General features: G+C 65.0%; 17 protein-coding genes. 3 read left to right on the top strand and 14 right to left on the bottom strand.

The window, feature by feature from the left end; translation table 11 throughout:
- Window positions 1-12 precede the first annotated feature (12 nt).
- Window positions 13-1,359 (bottom strand): aspartate aminotransferase family protein, encoded by a 1,347-nt coding sequence (locus PSEK12I1_RS0112010; RefSeq protein ID WP_027601672.1) that lies wholly within the window; start codon window positions 1,357-1,359, stop codon window positions 13-15.
- Between the two features lie 480 nt (window positions 1,360-1,839).
- On the opposite strand from PSEK12I1_RS0112010, the gene PSEK12I1_RS0112005 reads away from it, so the two are divergent.
- Both PSEK12I1_RS0112005 and PSEK12I1_RS0112000 read left to right on the top strand, forming a co-directional pair.
- Window positions 1,840-2,838 carry an acyltransferase gene (locus PSEK12I1_RS0112005; protein WP_027601671.1) on the top strand — a complete coding sequence of 333 codons (999 nt, stop codon included), beginning with the start codon at window positions 1,840-1,842 and terminating at the stop codon, window positions 2,836-2,838.
- A 62-nt stretch (window positions 2,839-2,900) separates the two neighbouring features.
- A complete protein-coding gene (locus PSEK12I1_RS0112000) occupies window positions 2,901-3,821 on the top strand; it encodes a LysR family transcriptional regulator (protein ID WP_027601670.1) in 921 nt (306 codons plus the stop codon).
- Here the strand turns inward: PSEK12I1_RS0112000 and PSEK12I1_RS0111995 are convergent.
- Window positions 3,818-4,546, bottom strand: a complete 729-nt coding sequence (locus tag PSEK12I1_RS0111995; protein ID WP_027601669.1) for an SDR family oxidoreductase — start codon at window positions 4,544-4,546, stop codon at window positions 3,818-3,820. The genes PSEK12I1_RS0112000 and PSEK12I1_RS0111995 overlap by 4 nt on opposite strands.
- A gap of 162 nt (window positions 4,547-4,708) precedes the next feature.
- Between PSEK12I1_RS0111995 and PSEK12I1_RS0111990 the strand changes: the two genes are divergently transcribed.
- Complete coding sequence (locus tag PSEK12I1_RS0111990) at window positions 4,709-5,611, top strand: LysR family transcriptional regulator (protein WP_027601668.1); 903 nt, start codon at window positions 4,709-4,711, stop codon at window positions 5,609-5,611.
- Window positions 5,612-5,963: 352 nt separating this feature from the next.
- Here PSEK12I1_RS0111990 and PSEK12I1_RS0111985 read toward each other — a convergent pair whose 3' ends face one another.
- From PSEK12I1_RS0111985 to PSEK12I1_RS0111930, 12 genes are all read right to left on the bottom strand, one after another.
- Window positions 5,964-6,782, bottom strand: coding sequence for a Cof-type HAD-IIB family hydrolase (locus PSEK12I1_RS0111985; RefSeq protein WP_027601667.1), 819 nt, complete (start codon window positions 6,780-6,782; stop codon window positions 5,964-5,966).
- A complete protein-coding gene (gene zwf, locus PSEK12I1_RS0111980; protein WP_027601666.1) occupies window positions 6,764-8,320 on the bottom strand; it encodes a glucose-6-phosphate dehydrogenase in 1,557 nt (518 codons plus the stop codon). Before zwf ends, PSEK12I1_RS0111985 begins: the two co-directional genes overlap by 19 nt.
- 83 nt (window positions 8,321-8,403) lie before the next feature.
- A complete protein-coding gene (gnd, locus tag PSEK12I1_RS0111975) occupies window positions 8,404-9,381 on the bottom strand; it encodes a phosphogluconate dehydrogenase (NAD(+)-dependent, decarboxylating) (RefSeq protein ID WP_007160419.1) in 978 nt (325 codons plus the stop codon).
- Window positions 9,382-9,399: 18 nt separating this feature from the next.
- The gene (locus PSEK12I1_RS0111970; RefSeq protein WP_027601665.1) at window positions 9,400-12,219 is read right to left on the bottom strand and encodes a bifunctional transaldolase/phosoglucose isomerase; all 2,820 of its coding nucleotides are present in this window, start codon (window positions 12,217-12,219) and stop codon (window positions 9,400-9,402) included.
- Window positions 12,216-14,300, bottom strand: coding sequence for a transketolase (tkt, locus tag PSEK12I1_RS0111965; RefSeq protein ID WP_027601664.1), 2,085 nt, complete (start codon window positions 14,298-14,300; stop codon window positions 12,216-12,218). Before tkt ends, PSEK12I1_RS0111970 begins: the two co-directional genes overlap by 4 nt.
- Window positions 14,301-14,541: 241 nt before the next feature.
- Window positions 14,542-15,924, bottom strand: a complete 1,383-nt coding sequence (locus PSEK12I1_RS0111960) for a sigma-54 dependent transcriptional regulator (RefSeq protein ID WP_027601663.1) — start codon at window positions 15,922-15,924, stop codon at window positions 14,542-14,544.
- Window positions 15,921-17,120, bottom strand: a complete 1,200-nt coding sequence (locus PSEK12I1_RS0111955) for an ATP-binding protein (protein WP_027601662.1) — start codon at window positions 17,118-17,120, stop codon at window positions 15,921-15,923. Before PSEK12I1_RS0111955 ends, PSEK12I1_RS0111960 begins: the two co-directional genes overlap by 4 nt.
- A 188-nt stretch (window positions 17,121-17,308) precedes the next feature.
- The gene (locus tag PSEK12I1_RS0111950) at window positions 17,309-18,787 is read right to left on the bottom strand and encodes a sigma-54 dependent transcriptional regulator (RefSeq protein ID WP_027601661.1); all 1,479 of its coding nucleotides are present in this window, start codon (window positions 18,785-18,787) and stop codon (window positions 17,309-17,311) included.
- Between the two features lie 164 nt (window positions 18,788-18,951).
- A complete protein-coding gene (locus PSEK12I1_RS0111945; RefSeq protein ID WP_027598011.1) occupies window positions 18,952-19,263 on the bottom strand; it encodes a flagellar protein FliT in 312 nt (103 codons plus the stop codon).
- A gap of 14 nt (window positions 19,264-19,277) precedes the next feature.
- Window positions 19,278-19,658, bottom strand: coding sequence for a flagellar export chaperone FliS (gene fliS, locus PSEK12I1_RS0111940; RefSeq protein ID WP_027601660.1), 381 nt, complete (start codon window positions 19,656-19,658; stop codon window positions 19,278-19,280).
- Window positions 19,659-19,742: 84 nt separating this feature from the next.
- On the bottom strand, window positions 19,743-21,188 hold the full coding sequence (gene fliD, locus PSEK12I1_RS0111935; RefSeq protein ID WP_027601659.1) for a flagellar filament capping protein FliD: 1,446 nt from the start codon (window positions 21,186-21,188) through the stop codon (window positions 19,743-19,745).
- Window positions 21,189-21,252: 64 nt separating this feature from the next.
- On the bottom strand, window positions 21,253-21,621 hold the full coding sequence (locus PSEK12I1_RS0111930; RefSeq protein ID WP_081737480.1) for a flagellar protein FlaG: 369 nt from the start codon (window positions 21,619-21,621) through the stop codon (window positions 21,253-21,255).
- Window positions 21,622-21,678: the final 57 nt, after the last annotated feature.

Raw genomic sequence — 21,678 nt, 5'->3', positions numbered from 1 at the left:
CCGGAAAGGGGATCAGTCGAGGCGATTGAGGACGTCGCCGACCGCGGCGAAGACGCGGTCCAGGTCCTCGATCTTGGCGTTGAAGGTGGGCCCGAATTGCAGGGTGTCGCCGCCGAAGCGGACATAGAAACCGGCCTTCCACAGGGCGATGCCGGCCTCGAACGGGCGGATCACCGCATCGCCATCGCGCGGGGCGAGTTGCAGGGCGCCAGCCAGGCCGCAGTTGCGGATGTCCACCACGTGCTTGGCGCCCTTGAGGCCATGCAGCGAAGCTTCGAACTTGGGCGCCAGCTCGGCCGCCTGTTGCACCAGGTTCTCCCGCTCCATCAGCTCCAGCGCGGCCAGGCCGGCGGCGCAGGCCACCGGATGGGCCGAGTAGGTGTAGCCATGGGGGAATTCCACCATGTGTTCGGGCGTGGCCTGGTTCATGAAGGTGTCGTAGATGGCACTGCTGGCGATCACCGCGCCCAGGGGCACGGCGCCGTTGGTGACCTGCTTGGCCACGTTCATGAGGTCCGGCGTCACGCCGAAGAACTCGGCGCCGGTGTGGCGGCCCATGCGGCCAAAGGCGGTGATGACCTCGTCGAAGATCAGCAGGATGTCGTGCTGGGTGCAGATCTCGCGCAGGCGCTGCAGATAGCCCACCGGCGGCACGATCACCCCGGCCGAACCGGACATGGGCTCGACGATGACCGCGGCGATGTTGGAGGCATCGTGCAGCTCGATCAGCTTGAGCAGTTCGTTGGCCAGCTCCACGCCGCCGGTCTCGGCCATGCCCCTGGTAAACGCCAGGCCCGGTTGCAGGGTGTGCGGCAGGTGGTCGACGTCCATGAAGGAGCCGTACAGCTTCCGGTTGCCGCCGATGCCACCCAGGCTGGTGCCGGCGATGTTGACGCCGTGATAACCGCGGGCCCGGCCGATCAGCTTGGTCTTGGCCGGCTGGCCCTTGATGCGCCAGTAGGCGCGGGCCAGCTTGACCGAGGTATCAGCGCTCTCGGAGCCCGAACCGGTGAAGAAGACATGATCGAGACCGGCCGGGGTCAGCTCGGTCATCTTTTCCGCCAGCTGGAAGGACAGCGGATGGCCGTACTGGAAGCCCGGCGAATAGTCGAGGGTGCCCAGCTGCCGTGCCACGGCCTCCTGGATCTCCTTGCGCGAGTGACCGGCGCCGCAGGTCCAGAGGCCGGAGAGACTGTCATAGATGCGTCGTCCCTGGTCATCCGTCAGCCAGCTGCCTTCGGCGGCCACCACGATGCGCGGGTCCTTCTGGAAGGCGCGATTGGCGGTGAAGGGCATCCAGTGGGCGCGCAGGTTGAGCGAGGCAGCGACGGGCGGGGAAACGGTCAGCAACTGGTTCATGACAGGGTCTCGGGCGGTGAAGTCGAGTCTGCAGAGTGCGCCCGGTTTTGCGTGAGTTAAAGGGTTTTTTTCTCGCGCTTGGATATCTTGAAACTCACCTTATTGGCGAGAGTCCTCAACCAATCGAGACTTTCTTGCAGGGGAAAACGTCTCTCATTAGTCGGATACTGGAATGGATGAAACCCCCTTTCCAGAGGCGATCATCCGTGCCAACTCTGCACCGCCGAAACATCTTGAAACCAAGAAAATTGATTAGTAATCAGTGACTTGCCTGAAACACTTTAAGCTGGCCGCCTGCCACCGTAGTCCCGTGGCGCCGAGGCCCCCTAGCCTCACCTCTTTTCCCGGCGCGTAGTCCTGCCGGGCGCGGTAGCCTGTCCGCCGTCTCTACCGCGCATTCAATCTTCCGCTTTCGCTAACCCGTGCCCCTCTCCCGAGGCAGAGCGCGTGGTTTACCTATTCCCCAAGGAAACCTCTCCCATGCTGATTCAGCTCAACTGGATCCGCGGCCTGGCGGCCGTTCTCATCGTTTTCCACCACATGACCGTGGGCAGCTACCAGACCACCGAACACCAGCAGATCGCCCTGAATCTGCTGTCGCTGGAAACCACCTGCATCTTCGTCACCCTGTCCGGCTTCTTCTTTCGCTACAACCTCGGCAAATACAGCTACCAGGTCTACCTGAGCAAGAAGCTGCAGAACGTCATCCTGCCCTACCTGCTGATCTCGATCCCCGCCGTGCTGCTCTATGTCTCCGGACTCAAGCAGGAGCACGAGTGGATCGACATGAACGCCTTCCATGACTGGCCGCCCTTCGCCCAGACCGCCCTGCTGCTGGCCACCGGCGCCCACCTCGGTCCGCTGTGGTTCATTCCGGCACTGACCTTGATCTTCCTGCTCGCGCCGGTCCTTGAATGGATCGTCAAGCGTGGCCTGCTGCCCGCGGCGACCATGGTCGGCCTGCTGTATTTCCTGGTGTCCGACCGTCCGGCCAACGATGCCGATCCGCTGCTGGCGGCGCTGCATTTCCTGCCGATCTACCTCTGCGGCATGCTGGCCTGCGAACAGCGCGAGCGCCTGCAACGACCCCAGGCGCGCTACTGGCTGCTGGCGGCCCTGGTGCTGCTGAGTGGCGCGGCGGTGCTCGACAGCGCCTTCTACGGCCTGCAGAAACTGGTGCTGTGCCTGCTGCTGTTCGCCGTCTTCAGCCAGCGGGTCAAGACGCCGGAACGTGCCGACAGCCGCCTGACCAGGGGCATGGCCCTGCTCGGCGCCTACAGCTTCGCCATCTACTTCCTGCACGGCTACCTGGCTGGCGCCTACCGGGTGTTGGGGCGCCTGCTGGGTGAGCAGAATTTCGCCCAGTACCTGGGGACCCGCCTGTGCCTGACGCTGATCACCCTGCTCTGCTGCATCGCCGCGGTCTGGGTGGTCAAGCAGGTCACCCAGCAGCGCAGCCGGGTGCTGATCGGCGCCTGAAGCCGGTCGCTGGCGCCGCTCCCGACGGCGCCTTATGCTGTCCCGCATTTGCGGTGGCAGCCATGAAGACGACGCGCAAGGCCCTGCTCGCCCAGGTCGGCGATTTCGAGATCCGCCTGCTGCGACTGTTCAAGACCGTGGTGGAATGCGGCAGCTTCACCGCCGCCGAAGGCCGGCTGGGCATCACCCGCTCGGCCATCAGCCTGCACATGAACGATCTGGAAAAACGCCTGGGCATGCGCCTCTGCCAGCGCGGGCGCGCCGGTTTCTCCCTGACCGACGAAGGCCGCGAGGTGCTCAAGGCGAGCCAGTCGCTGTTCGCCGCCCTGGAAGGCTTTCGCAGCGAGGTCAACCAGCTGCACCAGCACCTGCGCGGCGAGCTGAACCTGGGCATCATCAACAACCTGGTAACCCAGCCGCGCATGCGCATCACCCATGCCCTGGCCGCGCTCAAGCGCGCCGCGCCGGGGGTGGTGGTCAACATCGGCATGACCCTGCCCGGCGAGATCGAGACCGGCGTGCTCGACGGCCATCTGCACCTGGGCGTGCTACCGCTGATCAATGCCCTGGCCGGGCTGGACTATCTGCCGCTCTACGAAGAGCGCGCCCTGCTCTATTGCAGCCGGGCCCATCCACTGTTCGCGGTGGCCGATGTGGCGCTGGACGAAAGCGTCCTGGCCGCCCAGGACGCGGTCGGCCCCAACCATCTGCTCAACCAGGACGGCCACGAGCGCCATGCCGCGCTGAATTGCACGGCGCGGGCCTCGGATCGCGAAGGCGTAGCCTTCCTTATCCTCACCGGCTGCTACATCGGCTACCTGCCCGACCACGTCGCCCAGCCCTGGGTGGTGCAAGGCCAGCTACGAGCCCTCAACCCCGAACGCTTCCATTTCGACACCACCCTGGCCGCCGTCACCCGCAAGGGTCGGCGGCCGAATCTGGTGCTGGAGCGCTTTCTCGAAGCCCTGGCCGAAACGGTCTAGTTGGCGCTGCGCGTCGGGCGGACGACGATCTCGTTGACGTCCACGTCGTCCGGCTGCTCGATGGCGTAGCGCACCGCGCGGCCGATGGCATCGGGTTGCAGGGCGATGGCGCGGTAGCTGTCCATCATCGCCTGGGCGGCGGGATCGGTGATGGTGGAAGCCAGCTCGCTTTCCACCACGCCCGGATGGATGCAGGTGACCCGCAGATCGTCACGTTCCTGGCGTAATCCCTCGGAGATCGCCCGCACCGCATGCTTGGTGGCGCAATAGACCGCCGCCGTGGGCACCACCGACAGGGCGCCGATGGAGCCCAGGTTGATGATGTGTCCAGCGCCGCGGGCGGTGAATTCCGGCAGCACCGCGGCGATGCCGTTGAGCACGCCCTTGATGTTGACGTCGACCATCTGCATCCACTCTGCGGTCTTGAGCGAGGCCAGGGGCGACAGCGGCATGATGCCGGCGTTGTTGACGATGACGTCCACCCGGCCCCAGCGTTCGCGCGCCGCTTGGGCGAAGGCGGCCACGTCGGCGCTGTCGGTGACGTCCAGTCGGCGGCAGGCGGCCTCGCCGCCCGCAGCGTTGATCTCGGCCGCCAGGGCTTCCAGCCGCTCACTGCGGCGGGCACCGAGCAGGAGCTTGCAGCCGGCCGCGCCCAGTTCGCGCGCGATGCCCGCACCTATGCCACTGGAAGCGCCGGTGATGAGTACGACCTTGTCGATAGCCATGGAGTGTTCCTCTCGAAATGGGATGGTTTGCCCGGACGATCTGCTCGTCAGCTGCCTGCCCTGTCGGCACGGCGCCCTTACAGGCTTGCCACCACCTTAGCGAGGGGTCATTGTCGTGGTAACTCCCCCTTCCCTGACTGCCATGGTTAGCTGGACTTACCAATGCCTAATGATCTGAATCTGCTCAAGGTCTTCACCGTGGTGGCCACGGCCGAGAATTTTCGTGTGGCGGCCGATCGCCTGGGCGTTAGTCGCTCGGCGGTCAGCCAGGCCATTCGCCGTCTGGAAGACGAATTGGGCAGTTCACTGGTCCAGCGCACCACCCGCAGCGTGCGTCTTACCGAAGCGGGCGAACGCCTGCAGCGACAGGTCGCCGGGCCCCTGGCCGGGCTGCTGGGTGCCCTGGAAGACGCCAGTCACGCCGGCCCACCGCGGGGGTTGTTGCGGGTCGCGGTCACCTCCATCGCCGAGCGCTTTCTCGACGGGCCGCTGCTGGCCAGCTTCGTCGAGGCCTATCCGGAGGTGACCCTGGACATCACTGTCACCGACGAGGAATTCGATATCGTCGCGCGGGGTTTCGATGCCGGCGTGCGACTGGGCGAGGTGATCGAGCAGGACATGATCGCCATCCCGGTGACCGGGGCGCAGCGCGAGGTGGCGGTGGCGACGCCGGCCTACTTCGCCCGCCACGGGCGGCCGCGGCACCCGCGCGACCTGGCGGACCACCGCTGCATCGGCTGGCGTCCGGCTCCGGAGGTGGCGCCCTGGCGCTGGGAATTCAGCGAGGACGGCCGCGCCTTCGACGTGGCCGTTTCGCCGCGGATCACCACCAACGACATGCTGCTGATGGTGCGCACCGCCCTGGCCGGCGGCGGCATCACCTTTGGCATGGAGGACACCTTCCGGCCCTATCTGGCACGTGGTGAACTGGAGCGGGTGCTGGACGACTATCTGCCGCCCTTTCCCGGCTTCTACCTCTACTATCCGAACCGCCACAACCTGGCGCCCAAGCTGCGGGCACTGGTGGAGCATGTGCGGGGGTTCAGGGAGCAGAAGGAGGGGTAGCGCGGGGTTTGGGCTACCCTCACCCCGGCCCTCTCCCGGAGGGAGAGGGGGCGCCCGCCTGATACCGCGTAGCGTGGAAAGCGGCGCCGCCTTTTCCACCTGTGCTAAGGCCAACCCTGTTGGGCCTCGGCGATGGAGCCGCCGCAACCCGACCTACGCACCCTTTAGGTTGGGTTGAGCAAAGCGAAGCCCAACCTCACCCATCAGGCCGTAGTGTGGAAAACGGCGCAGCCCTTTCCACCTGGAGCTAATTCAGACCTGTTGGGCTTCGACGGTGGAGCTGTCTCAACCCAACCTACAGGACAAGCAGGTTGGGTTGAGCGCAGCGAAGCCCAACCTCACCAACCAGCCATCAGGTCCCCAGGATCCACTGATCGATGGCCTGGGCCAGGCCATCTTCCTGGTTGCTGGCCGTCACCCGGTCGGCTGCTTCGCGCACCACCGCCCCGGCCTGGCCCATGGCGATGGCCAGGCCCGCCTGGCGGAACATGGGCACGTCGTTGCTGCCATCGCCAATGGCCGCGGTGCGCGCCACGGGTACGCCCGCGGCCTGGGCCAGTTCGATCAGGGCGTCGCCCTTGTTGGCCTTGGGATGGGTGATGTCCAGGTAATAGAGCTGGGAGCGCAGCACCGTGGCGCCCTCGCCCAACCGCTCACCCAACTCGCCTTCCAGGGCTTCCAGGCCGGCGTGATCGCTGCCGGCGGCAACGATCTTGTCGACGCGATCCAGGTAGGGTTCGAAGGAGTCCACCACGGTCGGTCCATAACCCAGTGCCCGGGTCTCGCGGGGGACGTAGGGCCCCTCCCCGTCGCGGGTCAGCCAGAGGTCGTCGGCGAACAGCCAGACCTCGAAGGCCTCGCGGTCCAGGCGCTCCAGCACCTGGCGCGTCACCTGCTCGGCGAGGCGATGAGCGCGGATCAGGGTGCCGTCCGCTTCCACCAGATTGCCGCCGTTGAAACCGGCCACCGCTTGGTCAATGCCCAGTTGCCGCACCAGCGGCAGCAACGCCCGCGGCGGGCGGCTGCTGATCAGGGTAATGGCCTTGCCGGCCGCCTGCAGGCGCTTTACCGCGGCGATCACCGCCTCGCTCAGGCTTTTGTCGTCACGCACCAGGGTGCCGTCGATATCCGACACCAGCAGGTCGATGGGGATCAGGTCAGCGGATGCCATGAGCGGCCGTCCTTCTGCAGGAGTTCATCGGCACCGGCGGGACCGGCACTGCCCGCGGCGTAGCTTTCCACTGCGCCGCCCTGTTGCCAGGCGTCGAGGAAGGGTTGCACGGCGCGCCAGCCGTTCTCGATGTTGTCGGCGCGCTGGAACAGGGTCTGGTCGCCGATCAGTGAGTCGTAGATCAGGGTTTCGTAGCCGGTGGAGGGCTGCATCTCGAAGAAATCGCTATAGGCGAAGCCCATGCGGATGTTCTCCAGTTCCACCAGGGGTCCCGGGCGCTTGGCGTGGAAATCGAACCACATGCCTTCGTCGGGCTGGATCTGGATGATCAGGTAGTTGGGCCGCATCCGGTCGATCTTGGTGTCGCGGAACTGGGCATAGGGCGCGTGCTTGAAGCAGATGGCGATCTCGGTATCACGCGCGGTCAGGCGCTTGCCAGTGCGCAGGTAGAAAGGCACCCCGGCCCAGCGCCAGTTGTCGACGAACAGCTTGAGCGCCACATAGGTCTCGGTCTGGCTCTCGGGATCGACCCGCTCTTCCTCGCGATAGCCTTTGACGGGCTTGTCGTTCATCGTCCCGGCGGCGTACTGGCCACGCACCGAGTTGGCCAGGGCCTCCTCGGTGGTCTGGGGACGGATGGCGCCGACCACCTTGGCCTTCTCGTCGCGCACCGAGGTGGCGTTGAAGGAGGCCGGCGGCTCCATGGCGACCATGGCCAGCAGCTGGAACAGGTGGTTGGGTACCATGTCCCTGAGGGTACCGGTCTTCTCGTAGAAATCGCCCCGCGACTCCACGCCCACGGTCTCGGCCGCGGTGATCTGCACATGGTCGATGTAGTGGTTGTTCCAGAACGACTCGAACAGGGCGTTGGAGAACCGGCTGACCAGGATGTTCTGCACCGTCTCCTTACCCAGGTAGTGGTCGATTCTATAGATCTGCTTTTCCTCCATGTTCGCCAGCAGGCGCTGGTTGAGCGCCTGGGCGCTCGCCAGGTCGGCGCCAAAGGGCTTTTCCACCACCAGCCGGCGGTAGGCGTCTTCACGCTCTTCCAGCAGCCCGGCCTTGCCCAGACGCTCGGCAACGTCGCCGAAGAAGCGCGCGGCGGTAGCCAGGTAGAAGACGGCATTGTCGGTGTCGGCCTGGGCGATGCGCTCGCCCACCGCCTGGTAGGTGGCGTCTTCGAGGAAGTCGCCCTGCAGATAGCGGATGCGCCCGCGCAGCTGGCCCCAGAGATCGGCATCCAGCGCCTCGTCCCGGGACTTGCCCTTGGCTTCGGCCTGGTCGCGGATGAAGGCTTCCAGCCGGTCGGCGAAACCTTCGTCGGTGTTGGGGTTGTGATCGACGCCGATGATCTGGGTGCGGTCGTCGAGCAGACCGTCACGCAGGAGGTTGTACAGCGAGGGGATCAGCAGTCGCTTGACCAGGTCGCCATTGGCGCCGAACAGAAAGAGCGTGGCCGGCGGTGCGGTGGGCGCCTTGGTGCAGGAGCGGCGCTCTTGGGCGGCGGTGCTGGGGGTGACAACAGGAGAATCGGTCATGACAGGGCCTTATCCGCGAGGGCGGCTGATGCCGTCCCCCGGGACGCGGCCCGTGGCCGCTCCACAGGGGAACGGCCGGGGTTTTATTGCGGGATTTCGACGTGGCCGCCGAAGCCGAATCTCATGGCCGACAGCAGCTTGTCGGCGTAGGTGGCTTGCTGGCGGGAGCGGAAACGCGCATAGAGGGCGGCGGACAGGACGTTGACCGGTACCGCTTCCTCAATGGCCGCCTCGATGGTCCAGCGACCTTCGCCGCTGTCGGCCACAGAGCCGGAGAATTTCTCTAGGGCGACGTCACCGGCCAGGGCCTGGGCGGTCAGGTCCAGCAGCCAGGAGGACACCACGCTGCCACGGCGCCAGACCTCGGCGATGTCGGCCAGGTCCAGGTCGAAACGCTCGTCTTCCGGCAGCTTGTCGCTGTTCTTCATCTTGAGGATGTCGAAGCCTTCGGCATAGGCCTGCATCAGGCCGTATTCGATGCCGTTGTGCACCATCTTGACGAAGTGACCGGAACCGGCCGGACCGGTGAAGATGAAGCCGCGCTCGGCACGCTCGTCCGGGGCGTTGCGGCCACGGGTACGCTCGATGCTGCCATAACCGGGGGCCAGGGCTTCGAAGATGGGCTCCAGGCGCTCGACGGCTTCGGACTTGCCGCCGATCATCATGCAGTAGCCGCGCTCCAGGCCCCAGACGCCACCGGAGGTGCCGACGTCGACGTAGTCGATGCCCTTCTCGGCCAGGGTCTTGGCGCGACGGATGTCGTCCTTGTAGTAGGTGTTGCCACCGTCGATGATGACGTCGCCGGGAGCCAGGCGGTCGGCCAGCTCGGCGATGGTCTGCTCGGTCGGCTCGCCGGCCGGCAGCATGACCCAGATGGCCCGCGGCTGAGCCAGGGCGGCGATGACACCGTCCAGGCTATCGGCGGTGACGGCGCCTTCCTTGCCGAGGCCGGCCACGGTTTCGGCACTGCGGTCATAGACCGCGACTTCATGCCCATGCTTCATCAAACGCCGTGCGATGTTGCCGCCCATGCGGCCCAGTCCGATGATTCCCAATTGCATGCTGATGACTCCTTGAGGTCAGGCGACCGCCGCCTCGACCAGTTCGACGATTTGTTGCAGGCCGGCGTCGATGTCGCCGCCCTTGATATGCACGCGCAGGTAGCGCCGTCCCCGTTCGGCCAGCACCTCGAGGTCGCCCTTGGCCTGGGCGGCCTCGACGACACCAAAGCTCAGACTCCGCCCTGGAATCTCCAGGTCGTTCTGGGCATCGGCGGTAATCTGGATGAACACACCCGAGTTCGGACCGCCCTTGTAGGCCTGTCCGGTGGAGTGCAGAAAGCGGGGGCCGAAGCCGCCGACGGTCGCTACGCGCTTGCTGTCGCGAATGCTATCACGCATGGCGCTCAAGGCCTCCTCATGCACGGCATTGCGCTCGAGATAGGCCAGCACGGCGAGATAGTCGCCGGGCTGCAGGCGCGCCAGGTGCGCCCTGATCGCCGCGCGGGCGGTGTCCTGCCCCTGCAGGTCGGCATCGCCGAACAGGGCCAGGGTACCCTCCTCCAGCAACGGCTCGTCGCCGGCAAGACGCCCTTCGCGTTCGTAGCCGTCGGTAAGGGCGCGGGTCTTGATCTTGCTGGCTTCCACGTCGGGCTGATCGAAGGGATTGATGCCGATGACGGCACCGGCCACCTCGGTCGCCACCTCCCAGCGGAAGAATTCCTGGCCGATCAGTTCGGCGCGGGCGAGACGGATGTCCACCACCGGATGCCCGGCTGCGGCCAGGGCTTGCAGGCGACGGTCGCGCTCGGCGTCTTCTTCGCCCGCCAGCACCAGGCTGACGAACACCCGATCCGCCCCATAGACGGCTGGCTCGCCGAGCGGCTCCAGGTCCACCGGGATGATGCCCTTGCCCTGCTTGCCGGTGCTCTCGGCGAGCAACTGCTCCAGCCAGGCGCCCAGGCTGGCGACACCCGGCGAGGCGATCAGGGTGACCTTGTCGCGTCCGGCACGCACCGCCTCGCCCAGGACCACGCCCAGGCGGATGCCGGGATTGATGGCCGGTGGCGCACTGGGGCTGCAGGCCAGCACCATGGGCTGGGTCACCTGGAAGAAATCGGCCACCGAATGGCCGAGCAGCGCCAGGGGCACCATGCCAAATACCGACAGCACCGAATAGCGTCCACCGATATGGGGATCGCCCTGGAAAATAGCCCGGTAGCCCTCGGCCGTGGCACTGGCTTCGAGCTTGGAGCCGGGATCGGTAATGGCGACGAAGCGCCGCTGGGCTGCTTCCGCACCCAGGGCCTGCTCGACAGCCTTATGGAAATAGGCGCGCAGGATTTCCGGCTCCAAGGTCGAGCCGGATTTGCTCGACACCAGGAACAGCGTCCGGTGCAGGTCCAGTTGCTCTTCCAGGGCGGCGATCTGCGCCGGATCGGTGGAATCGAGCACCTTGAGCGTGAGCCCGCCTGGCGCGGTGCCCAGGGTATTGGCCAGCACCTCCGGACCCAGGCTCGAACCGCCCATGCCCAGCAGCACCACGGTATCCAGGCCCTCTTGCCGGGCCGCTTCAGCCAGGGCTGCCAAGGCTTTGGGGTCAGCCTGACGGCCCTGGGCCGCGGCCAGCCAGCCGACCCACTGGTCTTCGTCGCGACCGGTCCAGAGCGAGGCATCGCCCTGCCACAGCCTACGGGACCAGCCTTCACGGCGTGCCTCGTCGAGACGCTTTTCCACCGCTTCATTCAGCGCATCGGGCAGGCGATAGTCCGCGGTATTCAGGCGCTCACCCAGGAAATCGAGGCGCTTCTGGCCGACCGCGCCCAGCAGCGCATCGGCGGCGTCCTCGAACTGGCGGGCACCGTCCTTGACCAGCCGCTTGGCCACGCCATCCAGGTCCAGCCCGAAACGGGCCGTCGCATCCACCACGCGCTGCGCGGCTTCGATGTCGGTGCTCAGCATGGGAGCCGCCGTGCCATGGTCACGGAAGGCATCCATGGTTTTCGGCGGCATGGTGTTGACGGTATCCGGACCGATCAGCTGATCGACATAGAGGGTGTCTGGATAGGCCGGATCCTTGGAGCCGGTGGAGGCCCACAGCAGACGCTGCGGGCGCGCCCCCTTGGCTTCCAGGACCTTCCAGCGCGGCGACTGGATCAACCGCAGGTAGTCCTGATAGGCCAGCTTGGCGTTGGCGATGGTGACCTTGCCACGCAGCCCGCCCAGCTCGGCGTCCTCGCCCTTGCGCTCGTCGATCAGCTTGTCCAGCACGCCATCGACCCGGCTGATGAAGAAGCTCGCCACGCTGGCGAGACGGGAGATGTCTTCACCGCGATGCAAGCGGGCTTCCAGACCGGCGATATAGGCTTCCGCTACCGCCATATAGGCGTTGCGATCGAACAGCAGGGTCACATTGACGTTGATCCCCTCTTCGATCAGCTTGCGGATGGCCACGGCACCCTCGGGCGTACCCGGCACCTTGACCATGAGGTTGGGTCGGTCCACCGCCTGCCAGAGCCGGCGCGCCTCTTCCAGGGTGGCACGGGTATCCAGCGCCAGATAGGGCGAGACCTCCAGGCTCACGTAGCCATCGCGGCCTTCGAGGCGATCGTAGACCGGCCGCAGGATGTCGGCGGCCTGCTGGATGTCCTCGATCGCCAGATGCTCATAGACATCCACCGGCTCGGCATCGGCCTTTTCCAGAAAGGCCTCGAGGCTGGCGTCATAGTCACTGCCATGCCCCATGGCCTTCTCGAAGATCGACGGGTTGGAGGTGACGCCGGTGAGGCCGTCACGCTCGATCAGCTTTTGCAGTTCACCCTTGGCGAGGAACTCGCGGCTGACGAAATCGAGCCAGACCGCCTGGCCCTGCTCCGTCAGCTGTTTGAGTGGATTGCTCATTTGGCACTCCCGGAGCGTTGTGCCTGTTCCTTGGCCAGCTTGACCACGTTGTCCACAGTGTAGCCGTATTTGGCCTGCAGCTTGCCGATGGGCGCCGAGGCCCCGAAGGTGCTCATGGTCACCGAGGCACCCTTGCGCCCGATATAGCGCTCCCAGCCGAGGGGACCGGCCTGCTCGATGGCGACGCGCCCCAGCACCTCGTCGGGCAGCACGGACTGCTTGTAGGCCTCGTCCTGCTCTTCGAACAATTCCCAGCAGGGCATGGAAACCACCCGTGCCTTGACCCCTTCGCCCTTGAGCTGCTCATAAGCCTGCATCGCCAGGCCCAATTCACTGCCGGTAGCCATAAGGATGACCTGGGGCTTACCACCCTCGGCATCGGCCACCACGTAGGCACCCTGAGCGACCCCTTCGGCACTGGCGTACTTCGAACGATCCAGGGTCGGCAGCGGCTGGCGCGACAGCACCATGCAGGAGGGTCTGTTGGTCTGCTGCAGGGCGATCTTCCAGGCCTGCACGGCTTCGTTGGCATCGCCCGGACGCAGGGTCAGCAGGCCCGGGGTGGCGCGCAGTTGCGCCAGGTGCTCGATGGGCTGGTGGGTCGGGCCGTCTTCGCCAACGCCGATGGAGTCGTGGGTGAAGACGAACACCACGGGCAATTCCATGATCGACGCCAGGCGGATCGGCGGCTTCATGTAGTCGCTGAACACCAGGAAGGTGGCGGTGAAGCTGCGCAGGTAGCAGAGCGCCATGCCGTTGGCGATGGAGCCCATGGCATGCTCGCGAATGCCGAAGTGCATGTTGCGCCCCGCAGGCTCCCGCGCGGAGAAGCTGCCGGCGCCGTCGAACTTGAGGTTGGTCTTGGTGGACGGCGCCAGGTCGGCGGCGCCCCCGACCAGCCAGGGGATCTGCTCGGCGAAGGCGTTGAGCGCCTTACCGCCGGATTCGCGGGAGGCCACGCCCTTGGCGTCGGCGTCGAAGCTGGGCAGCTTGGCGTCCCAGCCCTCGGGCATCTCGCCAGCGCGCATGCGCTGGAGTTCGTCGGCACGACGCGGATCGTCCTGGCGCAGGCGGTCGAAGGCGCGATTCCAGTCTTCGTAGAGGCCGCTGGCCCGTTCCAGCAGGGCATCCCGCAGGTGATGACGGGCTTCGTCGGGCACCAGGAAGTCGGCATCTTCCGGCCAGCCATAGGCCTTCTTCGCCAGCTTGATCTCGTCCGCGCCCAACGGCTCGCCGTGGGCCGCCGCGGTGTTCTGCTTGTTGGGCGCGCCATAGCCGATCAGGCTGTCGACCACGATCAGGGTCGGCTTGCCGGTGTTGCCCTTGAAGCGATGCAGGGCGGCGGCCAGGGCCTCGGCGTCGTTGGCATCCTTGACGTGCAGGGTGTGCCAGCCATAGCCACGGAAGCGCTCGGCCACGTCTTCGCTGAAGGCCAGCTCGGTGTGGCCCTCGATGCTGATGGTGTTGTTGTCATAGATCCAGCAGAGGTTGTCCAGCCCCAGGTGGCCGGCCATGGACGCTGCCTCGCCGGTGACCCCTTCCATCATGTCGCCGTCGCCGCAGAGGACGTAGACGTCATAGTCGAACAGGGTCACGCCCGGCTGATTGAAACGCGCCGCCAGCCACTTCTGCGCCAGTGCCATGCCGACGCTGTTGCCGCAGCCCTGCCCCAGCGGACCGGTGGTGGTCTCGATGCCGGTGGTCATGCGGTACTCGGGGTGGCCCGGGGTCTTGGAATCCAGCTGGCGGAATTGCTTGATGTCCTCCAGGCTGACCGCTTCCTTGCCGGTCGCGGTGCCGTGCTCGTCGATCTCCTTGACGCCTGCGAGATGCAGCAGCGAATAGAGCAGCATGGAGGCATGGCCGACCGATAGCACGAAGCGGTCGCGGTTGGGCCAGTCCGGATGCTCGGGGTGATAGCGGAGGAAGCGGCTCCACAGCGTATGACCGACCGGGGCCAGGGCCATCGGCGTACCAGGGTGGCCGGAATTGGCCTTCTGTACCGCATCCATGGACAGGGTACGGATGGTATTGATGGTCAATAGGTCGGCGTTGGAGCTGGAAGGTGCGGTGGAACCCATGGCAAGCGTCCTCGTGCTGGCAGGCGCGCCACCCGCGGCAAAAACGGCAAGCACCGTCCATGAAACCGTTTTCAGCACAAGCAGCGCCTAGGAGAAGAAAGCAAAGCGGCCGGACGGGGTCCGGGACGGCGGGGGCAAGCTTCCTCTGCGACCCCACGCCGCAGTCGCGATCCTTTCTCTAGAACAGCGCCTTAGACGGTTGGTTCCCTCTGGGTAGATAGCCGGCTATCGACTTGCGCGCTCAGCAACCGGCGAGCAATTCCTGCTCCACGTCCAGCCCGGCATCACGCATCTGCGCCAGCTTGTACCTGAGGGTGCGAGCACTGATGCACAGGCGCTCGGCGGTCTCCTTGCGGCGGCCGCGTTCGGCCTTCAGGGTATCGAGGATCACCTGGAATTCCCGATCGCGCAGATCGGCGTCCAATGGACGCATGGCTTCGGCCACGCCTGACGTCGGTACGGGCGCTGCGACAGGCGTCTGGGAGACACCGGTCGCCAGCCAGTGCAGTCCGAAATCCTCGGCCTGGAGCTGGTGGCCCGGTTGCAGGATCAGCGCCCGCTGCACGGCATTGTCCAGTTCGCGCACATTGCCCGGCCAGGGATGCTCGGCCAGGGCCTGGCACGCGGCGGCGCTCAGGGCCGGTACCGGACGATTCATCCGCGCGGCCTGGACAGCCAGCAGCCGTTCGGCCAGGGGCACGATGTCGGCCGGTCGTTCGCGCAGCGGCAGCCAGGCCAGCGGAAAGACCGACAGGCGATAGAAGAGGTCTTCACGGAAGCGCCCGGCGGCCACCTCCTCCGCCAGCCTGCGGTTGCTGGTGGCCACCACGCGGATGTCCAGCGCCAGCGGCTTGCGCGCCCCGACCCGCTCCACCTCGCGCTCCTGCAGGACCCGCAGCAGCTTGGCCTGCAACCCCAGCGGCATCTCGGAGATCTCGTCCAGGAGCAGGGTACCGCCCTGGGCCAGTTCGAACTTGCCCGGCTGGGCGGCGATGGCGCCGGTGAAGGCGCCCTTCTCGTGCCCGAAGAGGATGGCTTCCAATAGGTGATCGGGGATAGCGGCGCAGTTGACCGCCACGAAGGGGCCGTCCGCCCGCGCCGATTGGTCGTGGATGAAGCGCGCCAGCACCTCCTTGCCGGTGCCCGATTCACCGGTGATGAGCACCGTGGCCTCGCTCCGGGCGACCCGGCTGGCCAGCTCCAGCAGTTGCCGACTCTGGGGATCGGCTGCCACTGGCTGCCGCGCACCGGGCGCGCGGCGCCCCTGGGGGCAGCAGCGCGCCAGTGTGTCCAGCAGCAGGCGCGGCTCGAAGGGCTTGACCAGATAGTCCGCCGCCCCGCCGCGCATGGCCTCGACGGCGCGTTCGATGCTGCCGAAGGCGGTCATAAGCAGCACCGGCAGCGCCGGATCGCGCAGCCGGATACTGGCCAGCAATTGATGACCGTCGATGCCGGGCATGTTGACGTCGCTGATCACCAGGCCGAAGGGCTCCTCGGCCAGCGCCAGCAATGCCGCCTCGCCGCTGTCCACGGCGCGATAGCGGTAACCGCCGAGCTCCAGGGTATCGGCCAGGGCTTCGCGCAGGGCGCGGTCGTCTTCCACCAGCAGGATGGGCAGGGTCATGCCGAGGTCTCCTCGCTCGCCAGCAGGGGCAGGATGAAGGTCACCACCGTGCCACGCCCCACCCGCGAGCGCACGGTCAGCCGGCCGCCGTGGGCCTTGGCCATCGCCAGGGCGACCGGCAGGCCGAGACCGGTGCCGGTGGTCTTGGTGCTGAGAAAGGGCTCGCCCAGGCGCTGCTGGACCGCCAGCGGAATGCCGGGACCGCTGTCGCTGATCGCCAGGCGCAACTCGCCGTCACGGCGATGGAGATGCACCTTGAGTCGCGCCGAGCCAGCGCTGCCCGCCATGGCCTGCAGGGCGTTGTGGATGAGGTTCAGGGCGGCGCCTACCAGCATGTCGCGGTTGCAGGCGAGCAGCCCGCCCTGGGCATCCAGTTGCCAACGCACGGGGCAGTGGCCGAGATGAGGGGTCGCCGCTTCGCGCAAGGCAGTGAACAGCGCGCTGGGCGTCAGTCGATCCGCCAGGGGCAATTCGCCGCGAGCGAATACCAGCATGTCGCGGACCTGGTTTTCCAGTTCGTGCAGCCGCTCCTTGAGCCGGCTGGCGAAGCGTTGTTGCTGCGCCAGGGCCAGGCCGCCCTCCTCCAGATGGCTGGCATAAAGCAGCGCTGCGGTCAGCGGGGTACGGATCTGATGCGCCAGCGAGGCCATGGTCCGACCCAGCGCCGACAGCCGTTCATGCCGCGCCAGTTCGCCCTGCAGGTGACGGGTTTCGGTGAGGTCGTTGAGCAGCACCAGCTGTCCCGGCTCGCCATCCAGGGAGCGGATGGCGATAGACAGCCGCCGGCCGTCGCGCAGGGACACCTCGTGGCCGTCGTCATGACGCGGGGCAAAGGCCCGGGCGATCACCGTACGCCACAGCTCGCCTGTCAGAGGCTCACCGAGCAGGGCCTGGGCCACGGGGTTGGCATCACGCACGCGCCCGGCGCCGTCCAGCACCACGATGCCGGCGGGCAAGACGTCGAGCAGATTCTGCAGCCGACTGGCCAGGCGCTCCTTTTCCGCCAGCTCCTGCAGACGCTGGGCAGACACCCATTCCAGTTCGCCCTGCAACGAATTCATCCGGGCTTCGAGCAACTGGAAGGATTCGCTCAGCTGGCGCGACATCTGCCCCAGGGCTTCACGGGCCTGCGCGGAGGCGGAAGCCTCCACGGCAGCGTCGGCAGGGACAGCGGAAGAAAGGGCTTGCGCAGGCATCGGCTGGGGCTCGCGACGGACAATTGACATTGTCCAGGCTGGAGCAAGACCCATGCCGCCCTGGCGCCAAAGCGCCGTAGCGTGGAAAACGGCATGGCCTTTTCCACTTGCCACGCTAAAAAAGAAGGTGGATGAGGCTGCGCCGTCATCCACCCTACGTTGACCCATTCAGCGCTACCGAAGGATCGCTAGATCTCTTCGTCGAACTCGTCGTCGCGACGGCCCATGCCGTACTTGCGCATCTTCTCGACCAGGGTGGTCCGGCGGATGCGCAGTCGCTCGGCGGCACGTGCCACCACGCCACCGGCATCGTCCAGCGCCTGCTGGATAAAGCTCTTTTCCAGGTTGGCCAGGTAGTCCTTGAGATCCAGGCCTTCGCTCGGCAGCAGCGCCGAGGACGACACCTCGACCGTCCCGATCCCGGCCATGGCTTCGCGCTCCTGCAATTCCTCGCGAAGAGACTCCACCATGGGATCGGCTTCATCTTCCACGTAGCGGAACTTGAGCGGCAACTCGGCCACGCCGATGACGCCATAGGGATGCATGATCGCCATGCGTTCCACAAGGTTCGCCAGTTCGCGGACATTGCCCGGCCACTCGTGGCGGCACAGCGACATGATGGCCGCCGAGTTGAAGCGGATGGAGCCCCGCTTCTCGTGTTCCATCCGCGCGATCAGTTCGTTGATCAGCAGCGGGATGTCTTCACCCCGTTCGCGCAGGGGCGCCATGTCGATGGGGAAGACATTGAGGCGGTAGTAGAGGTCTTCGCGGAAGGTGCCCGCGGCGATCATCTGCTCCAGGTTCTTGTGGGTCGCCGCGATGATGCGCACGTCCACGCTCTGGGTCTTGTTGCTGCCTACCCGCTCGTAGGTCCGTTCCTGCAGCACGCGCAGGAGCTTGACCTGCATGGGCAGCGGCATGTCGCCGATCTCGTCGAGAAACAGGGTGCCGGTGTTGGCCAATTCGAAACGACCGGCGCGACTGGTGATGGCGCCGGTGAAGGCGCCCTTCTCGTGGCCGAACAGCTCGCTTTCCAGCAACTCGGCCGGAATGGCGCCGCAGTTGACCGGCACGAAGGGCGCCTCGCGGCGCTTGGAATGGAAGTGCAGGTTGCGCGCCACCACCTCCTTGCCGGTACCGGATTCACCGAGGATGAGTACCGTGGCCTCGGTATCGGCCACCTGCTGCATCATCTTGCGTACGCCCTGGATGGCGCGGCTGGTACCCACCAGGCTGCGGAACAGCTCGGGCTCGCGCTGACGCCCGCGATCCCGAGCCTGGTCGTACATCTCGCGATAGACCTGGGCACGGTGCAGGGAATCCAGCAGCTTGTTGTAGGCCAGCGGGTATTCGAGGGAGACCAGCACGCGGCGGCGGACCTCGTCCGGCCATTCCGGCTGCGCCGCTTCGCCGAGCAATAGCAGCGGGACCATCTCGTCCCAGGCCACCACCTGCTTGAGCAGCTCGACGCTGTTGCCACGGCTGTCGACGCGACCGACCAGCACACAGCTGACCTGCCGACTGCTGTCGAGCGCCTCGAGGGTGGCCTGCCAATCGGAACTGGTGCAGGCGAGATGAGCTTCGCCGAGAAAATCGAGAATGACCGAGACCGCCTTGCGCCGCTCGGCTTCATCGTCGATCAGAAGGATCTTGGTTTCACGCCACATGTCCCTGCCCCAATTCGGCTTGTCGGTTCGCTACGCGCAGGTGTCGCCTGCATCCAAGTGCCAACTGGTCGGCATCTTGCGCAAGTTAAGACAAATTGTGATGCGGGGTCAATTTTATGGCGGCGAAATATCCAAACTTTGAATTACCGTCCAACAGATGACAGTCAACCGAACAGTTGATAGACCTTGGCGGCCTGATTCGACTTGTTGAGCTTGGTCAACTCTTGGGCGGTAGCGTCCCGCTCTGCCTTGCAGCTCTGCAGCAAGGAGGCATAGAGCGCCAGCAGGCGCTCGAGGCTGGCACGCAGGGCTACGGCCTCGTCCCCCGTGGCATACATGGCTTCGTCGACGAACAGCCGGCAATCCAGATCCAGCTCGGCGATCCGCGTCCAGTCTCCGGCCTTGAGCGCAGCGGCCATCTGCTCATAGACGAGCTCGACGCGTTCCACCGGGGTCTTTTGCATGGCGACGTTCATCGGTCGACTCCAGATCAGGGGGCAATGGCATCCCAGCCGGATTTGATCTCGCGGATCAGGCCGGATACTTCTTCAAGGATAACAGGATCATTGTTGCGGTTGGCTTCGCTGAGCCGGCGGATCATATAGTCGTACAGACGATCCAGGTTGGTGGCGATCTCACCACCCTGCTCGAAATCGAGGACGTCCTTGAGACCGGCGATAATGGAGACGGTCTTGCCGATCAGCTCACCCTTCTCCGGCAGCCAACCACGCTCCAGGGCACCTTGCGCCTTGGCCAGACGATCCAGCGCGCCCTGCATGAGCATCTGGATCAGCTGATGAGGGCTGGCTTCAAACACCTGCGCCTGCAGGCCGACCTGCTGGTATTGGCGCATGGCTGTCATTGCGTTCATGTCACGACCTCTGTGTGTTTCCGATAGCTATTTATCGGTCGTCACCGGCAGAACTTGACGCTGGGTTAGGCAAATTCTCTCGCGTCACGAGCTTTTCGTGGCGAAGGGCATGGCTGCCAGGGAAGAGGCCAACTGGGACGCCGTATTGGATAGCTGCGAATAGGTCGAGTCCATGGCGTTGTACTGTTTGTAGAGGCGCTCCTGAAGCGAGGTCATCCGAAGGTTCAGAGCCGTTTGCTGCTCAGCGACCTTTTTGCGTACATCAGTTAGAGCCGATGTCCGCTGCTCTAGAACACCGCCAGATTGAGTATAGACGTCGAGTTTGCCCTTCATCCGTGCGGCCAAACCATTGTCACCGGTGAAGAAGCTGGCGAGATCGGAGAAGTTGCCGCTGACCATCGAGCTCAGCTTGGTGTCGTCAATCGCAAGCGTTCCATCTTTCTGGGTAGTGATACCCAGGTCAGCAAGCGCCTTGATCGAACCAGTGCCCTGCATATTCACCAGTTCGTTGCGGATGGTACTGGTCAGGGTCCGGGTAGTGGCATCGCCTACCAGCGCGCCGGTAATGGGCGCGCTGTTCTCGCCAACGCTCGTGACAGCCGTCTGAGTCTTGATGACCCCCATGAGCTTGTTGTAGGCATCGACGAATTTCTTGACGTTGCCCTTTACTCCCGATTCGTCCTGGCTTACTCCCACAGTCATGGGAGCGTCCTTGTCCGTCTTGGCCTTGAGAGTAAAGCTGACACCTTCGATGGCATCATTGACGGTGTTGGTCTTGCTGGAAACCTGCAAGCCATCGACTGTCATGAGCGCACTCTGGGCTCGCGTCAGCATACGTGCGGCAGCTGGATCGCTTGGCGTGGGCGGGTCCGTCACACTGCTATCGGTAGGCTTGGCAGAGGGCGTGAATGCTAACTTGGAAAGACTTTGGCTGCCGCTGCCATCGTCGTTTGCCACTGACACCGCAATATCGTTGCCATCGCCGGATTGATTGCTGCTAAGAACCAGACGCGCGCCCTGGGTATCGCTGACGATGGTAGCGCTTAGTCCCTGAGATTTGCCTGCAGCGTTGATGGCATCGCGGACGCCTGAAAGGGTGTTGTTGGTGGAGTCAATGGTGATGCCAGGGATAGAGGTATCCCCTACCTTGATATTCAAGGTGCCCTTGCTAAAGGCTCCCGAAGCGCTCACGGCCGCAAGAGCGACCTTACTGCCAACGGCCAGTTGCTTGACCTCAACCTGATAGCTGCCAAGACCGGCGCTTTGGCTGGCAGTTGCCGTCAGCACATCCGACTTGGAGGTGCTGACGGAGCGCGCTAGGAAACTGGAGGGACTATTGAGCGTGGACAGAGCGCTCTGGAACTCACTGATGGCGCCCTTAAGCGAGCCCACTGCCGTAAGCTGCGCTACGGCCGTGTTTTCGGTTTTCGTAAGCTGATTTTGCTTTGGCGCTTTTTCCGCCGACACCATCGTCTTGACGATCGTATCGATGTCGAGCCCCGAGCCACCAATGCCAGATATGCCTGCCATGTTTTCAATCCCTCCCCGCCAACGTTTCGTCGTTGTGGATCTCTATCTACAAGATCCGTGCCGATCAGGCTTTGGCCTCGAACATCAAACTTCGAAAGTCATCAAGCTGTTTGGAAAGCTTCAAGACTTCCTCGGTCGGAATCTGTCGCACGAGCTTGCCTGAGTCGCCGTCGATCACCTTGACAACTACCTCACCGGTAGAATTGTCGACGCTAAAATCTAGATTGCGATGATCGTTCTGTAGCTTCGATTTCAATCCAGAGACAGCACTTTCCACATCATCCTGCTTGACATCCGCAGACGATGTTTGGGCTTTATCCTGCTCAGTCGCCGCTGCTTTCTCCGGTGACGAAACGGCAGCCACCCCGTTTCCGCCCAGATTTACGCCAGAGGCGGGCACCGCGGCAAAACCCGATGTTTTGACGATGTCCATGTTTTGTCCTCACAACGGATGAAAGGGAGAAGAGGCGTCCCTCTTCTCCCTGCCTTA

Source organism: Pseudomonas sp. MOIL14HWK12:I1 (assembly GCF_000510705.1).
In the GTDB taxonomy this organism is placed as follows: Bacteria; Pseudomonadota; Gammaproteobacteria; order Pseudomonadales; family Pseudomonadaceae; genus Chryseomonas; species Chryseomonas oryzihabitans.
Note: the sequence above shows the minus strand (reverse complement) of the source record. Positions and strands in the feature narration are given on the sequence as shown.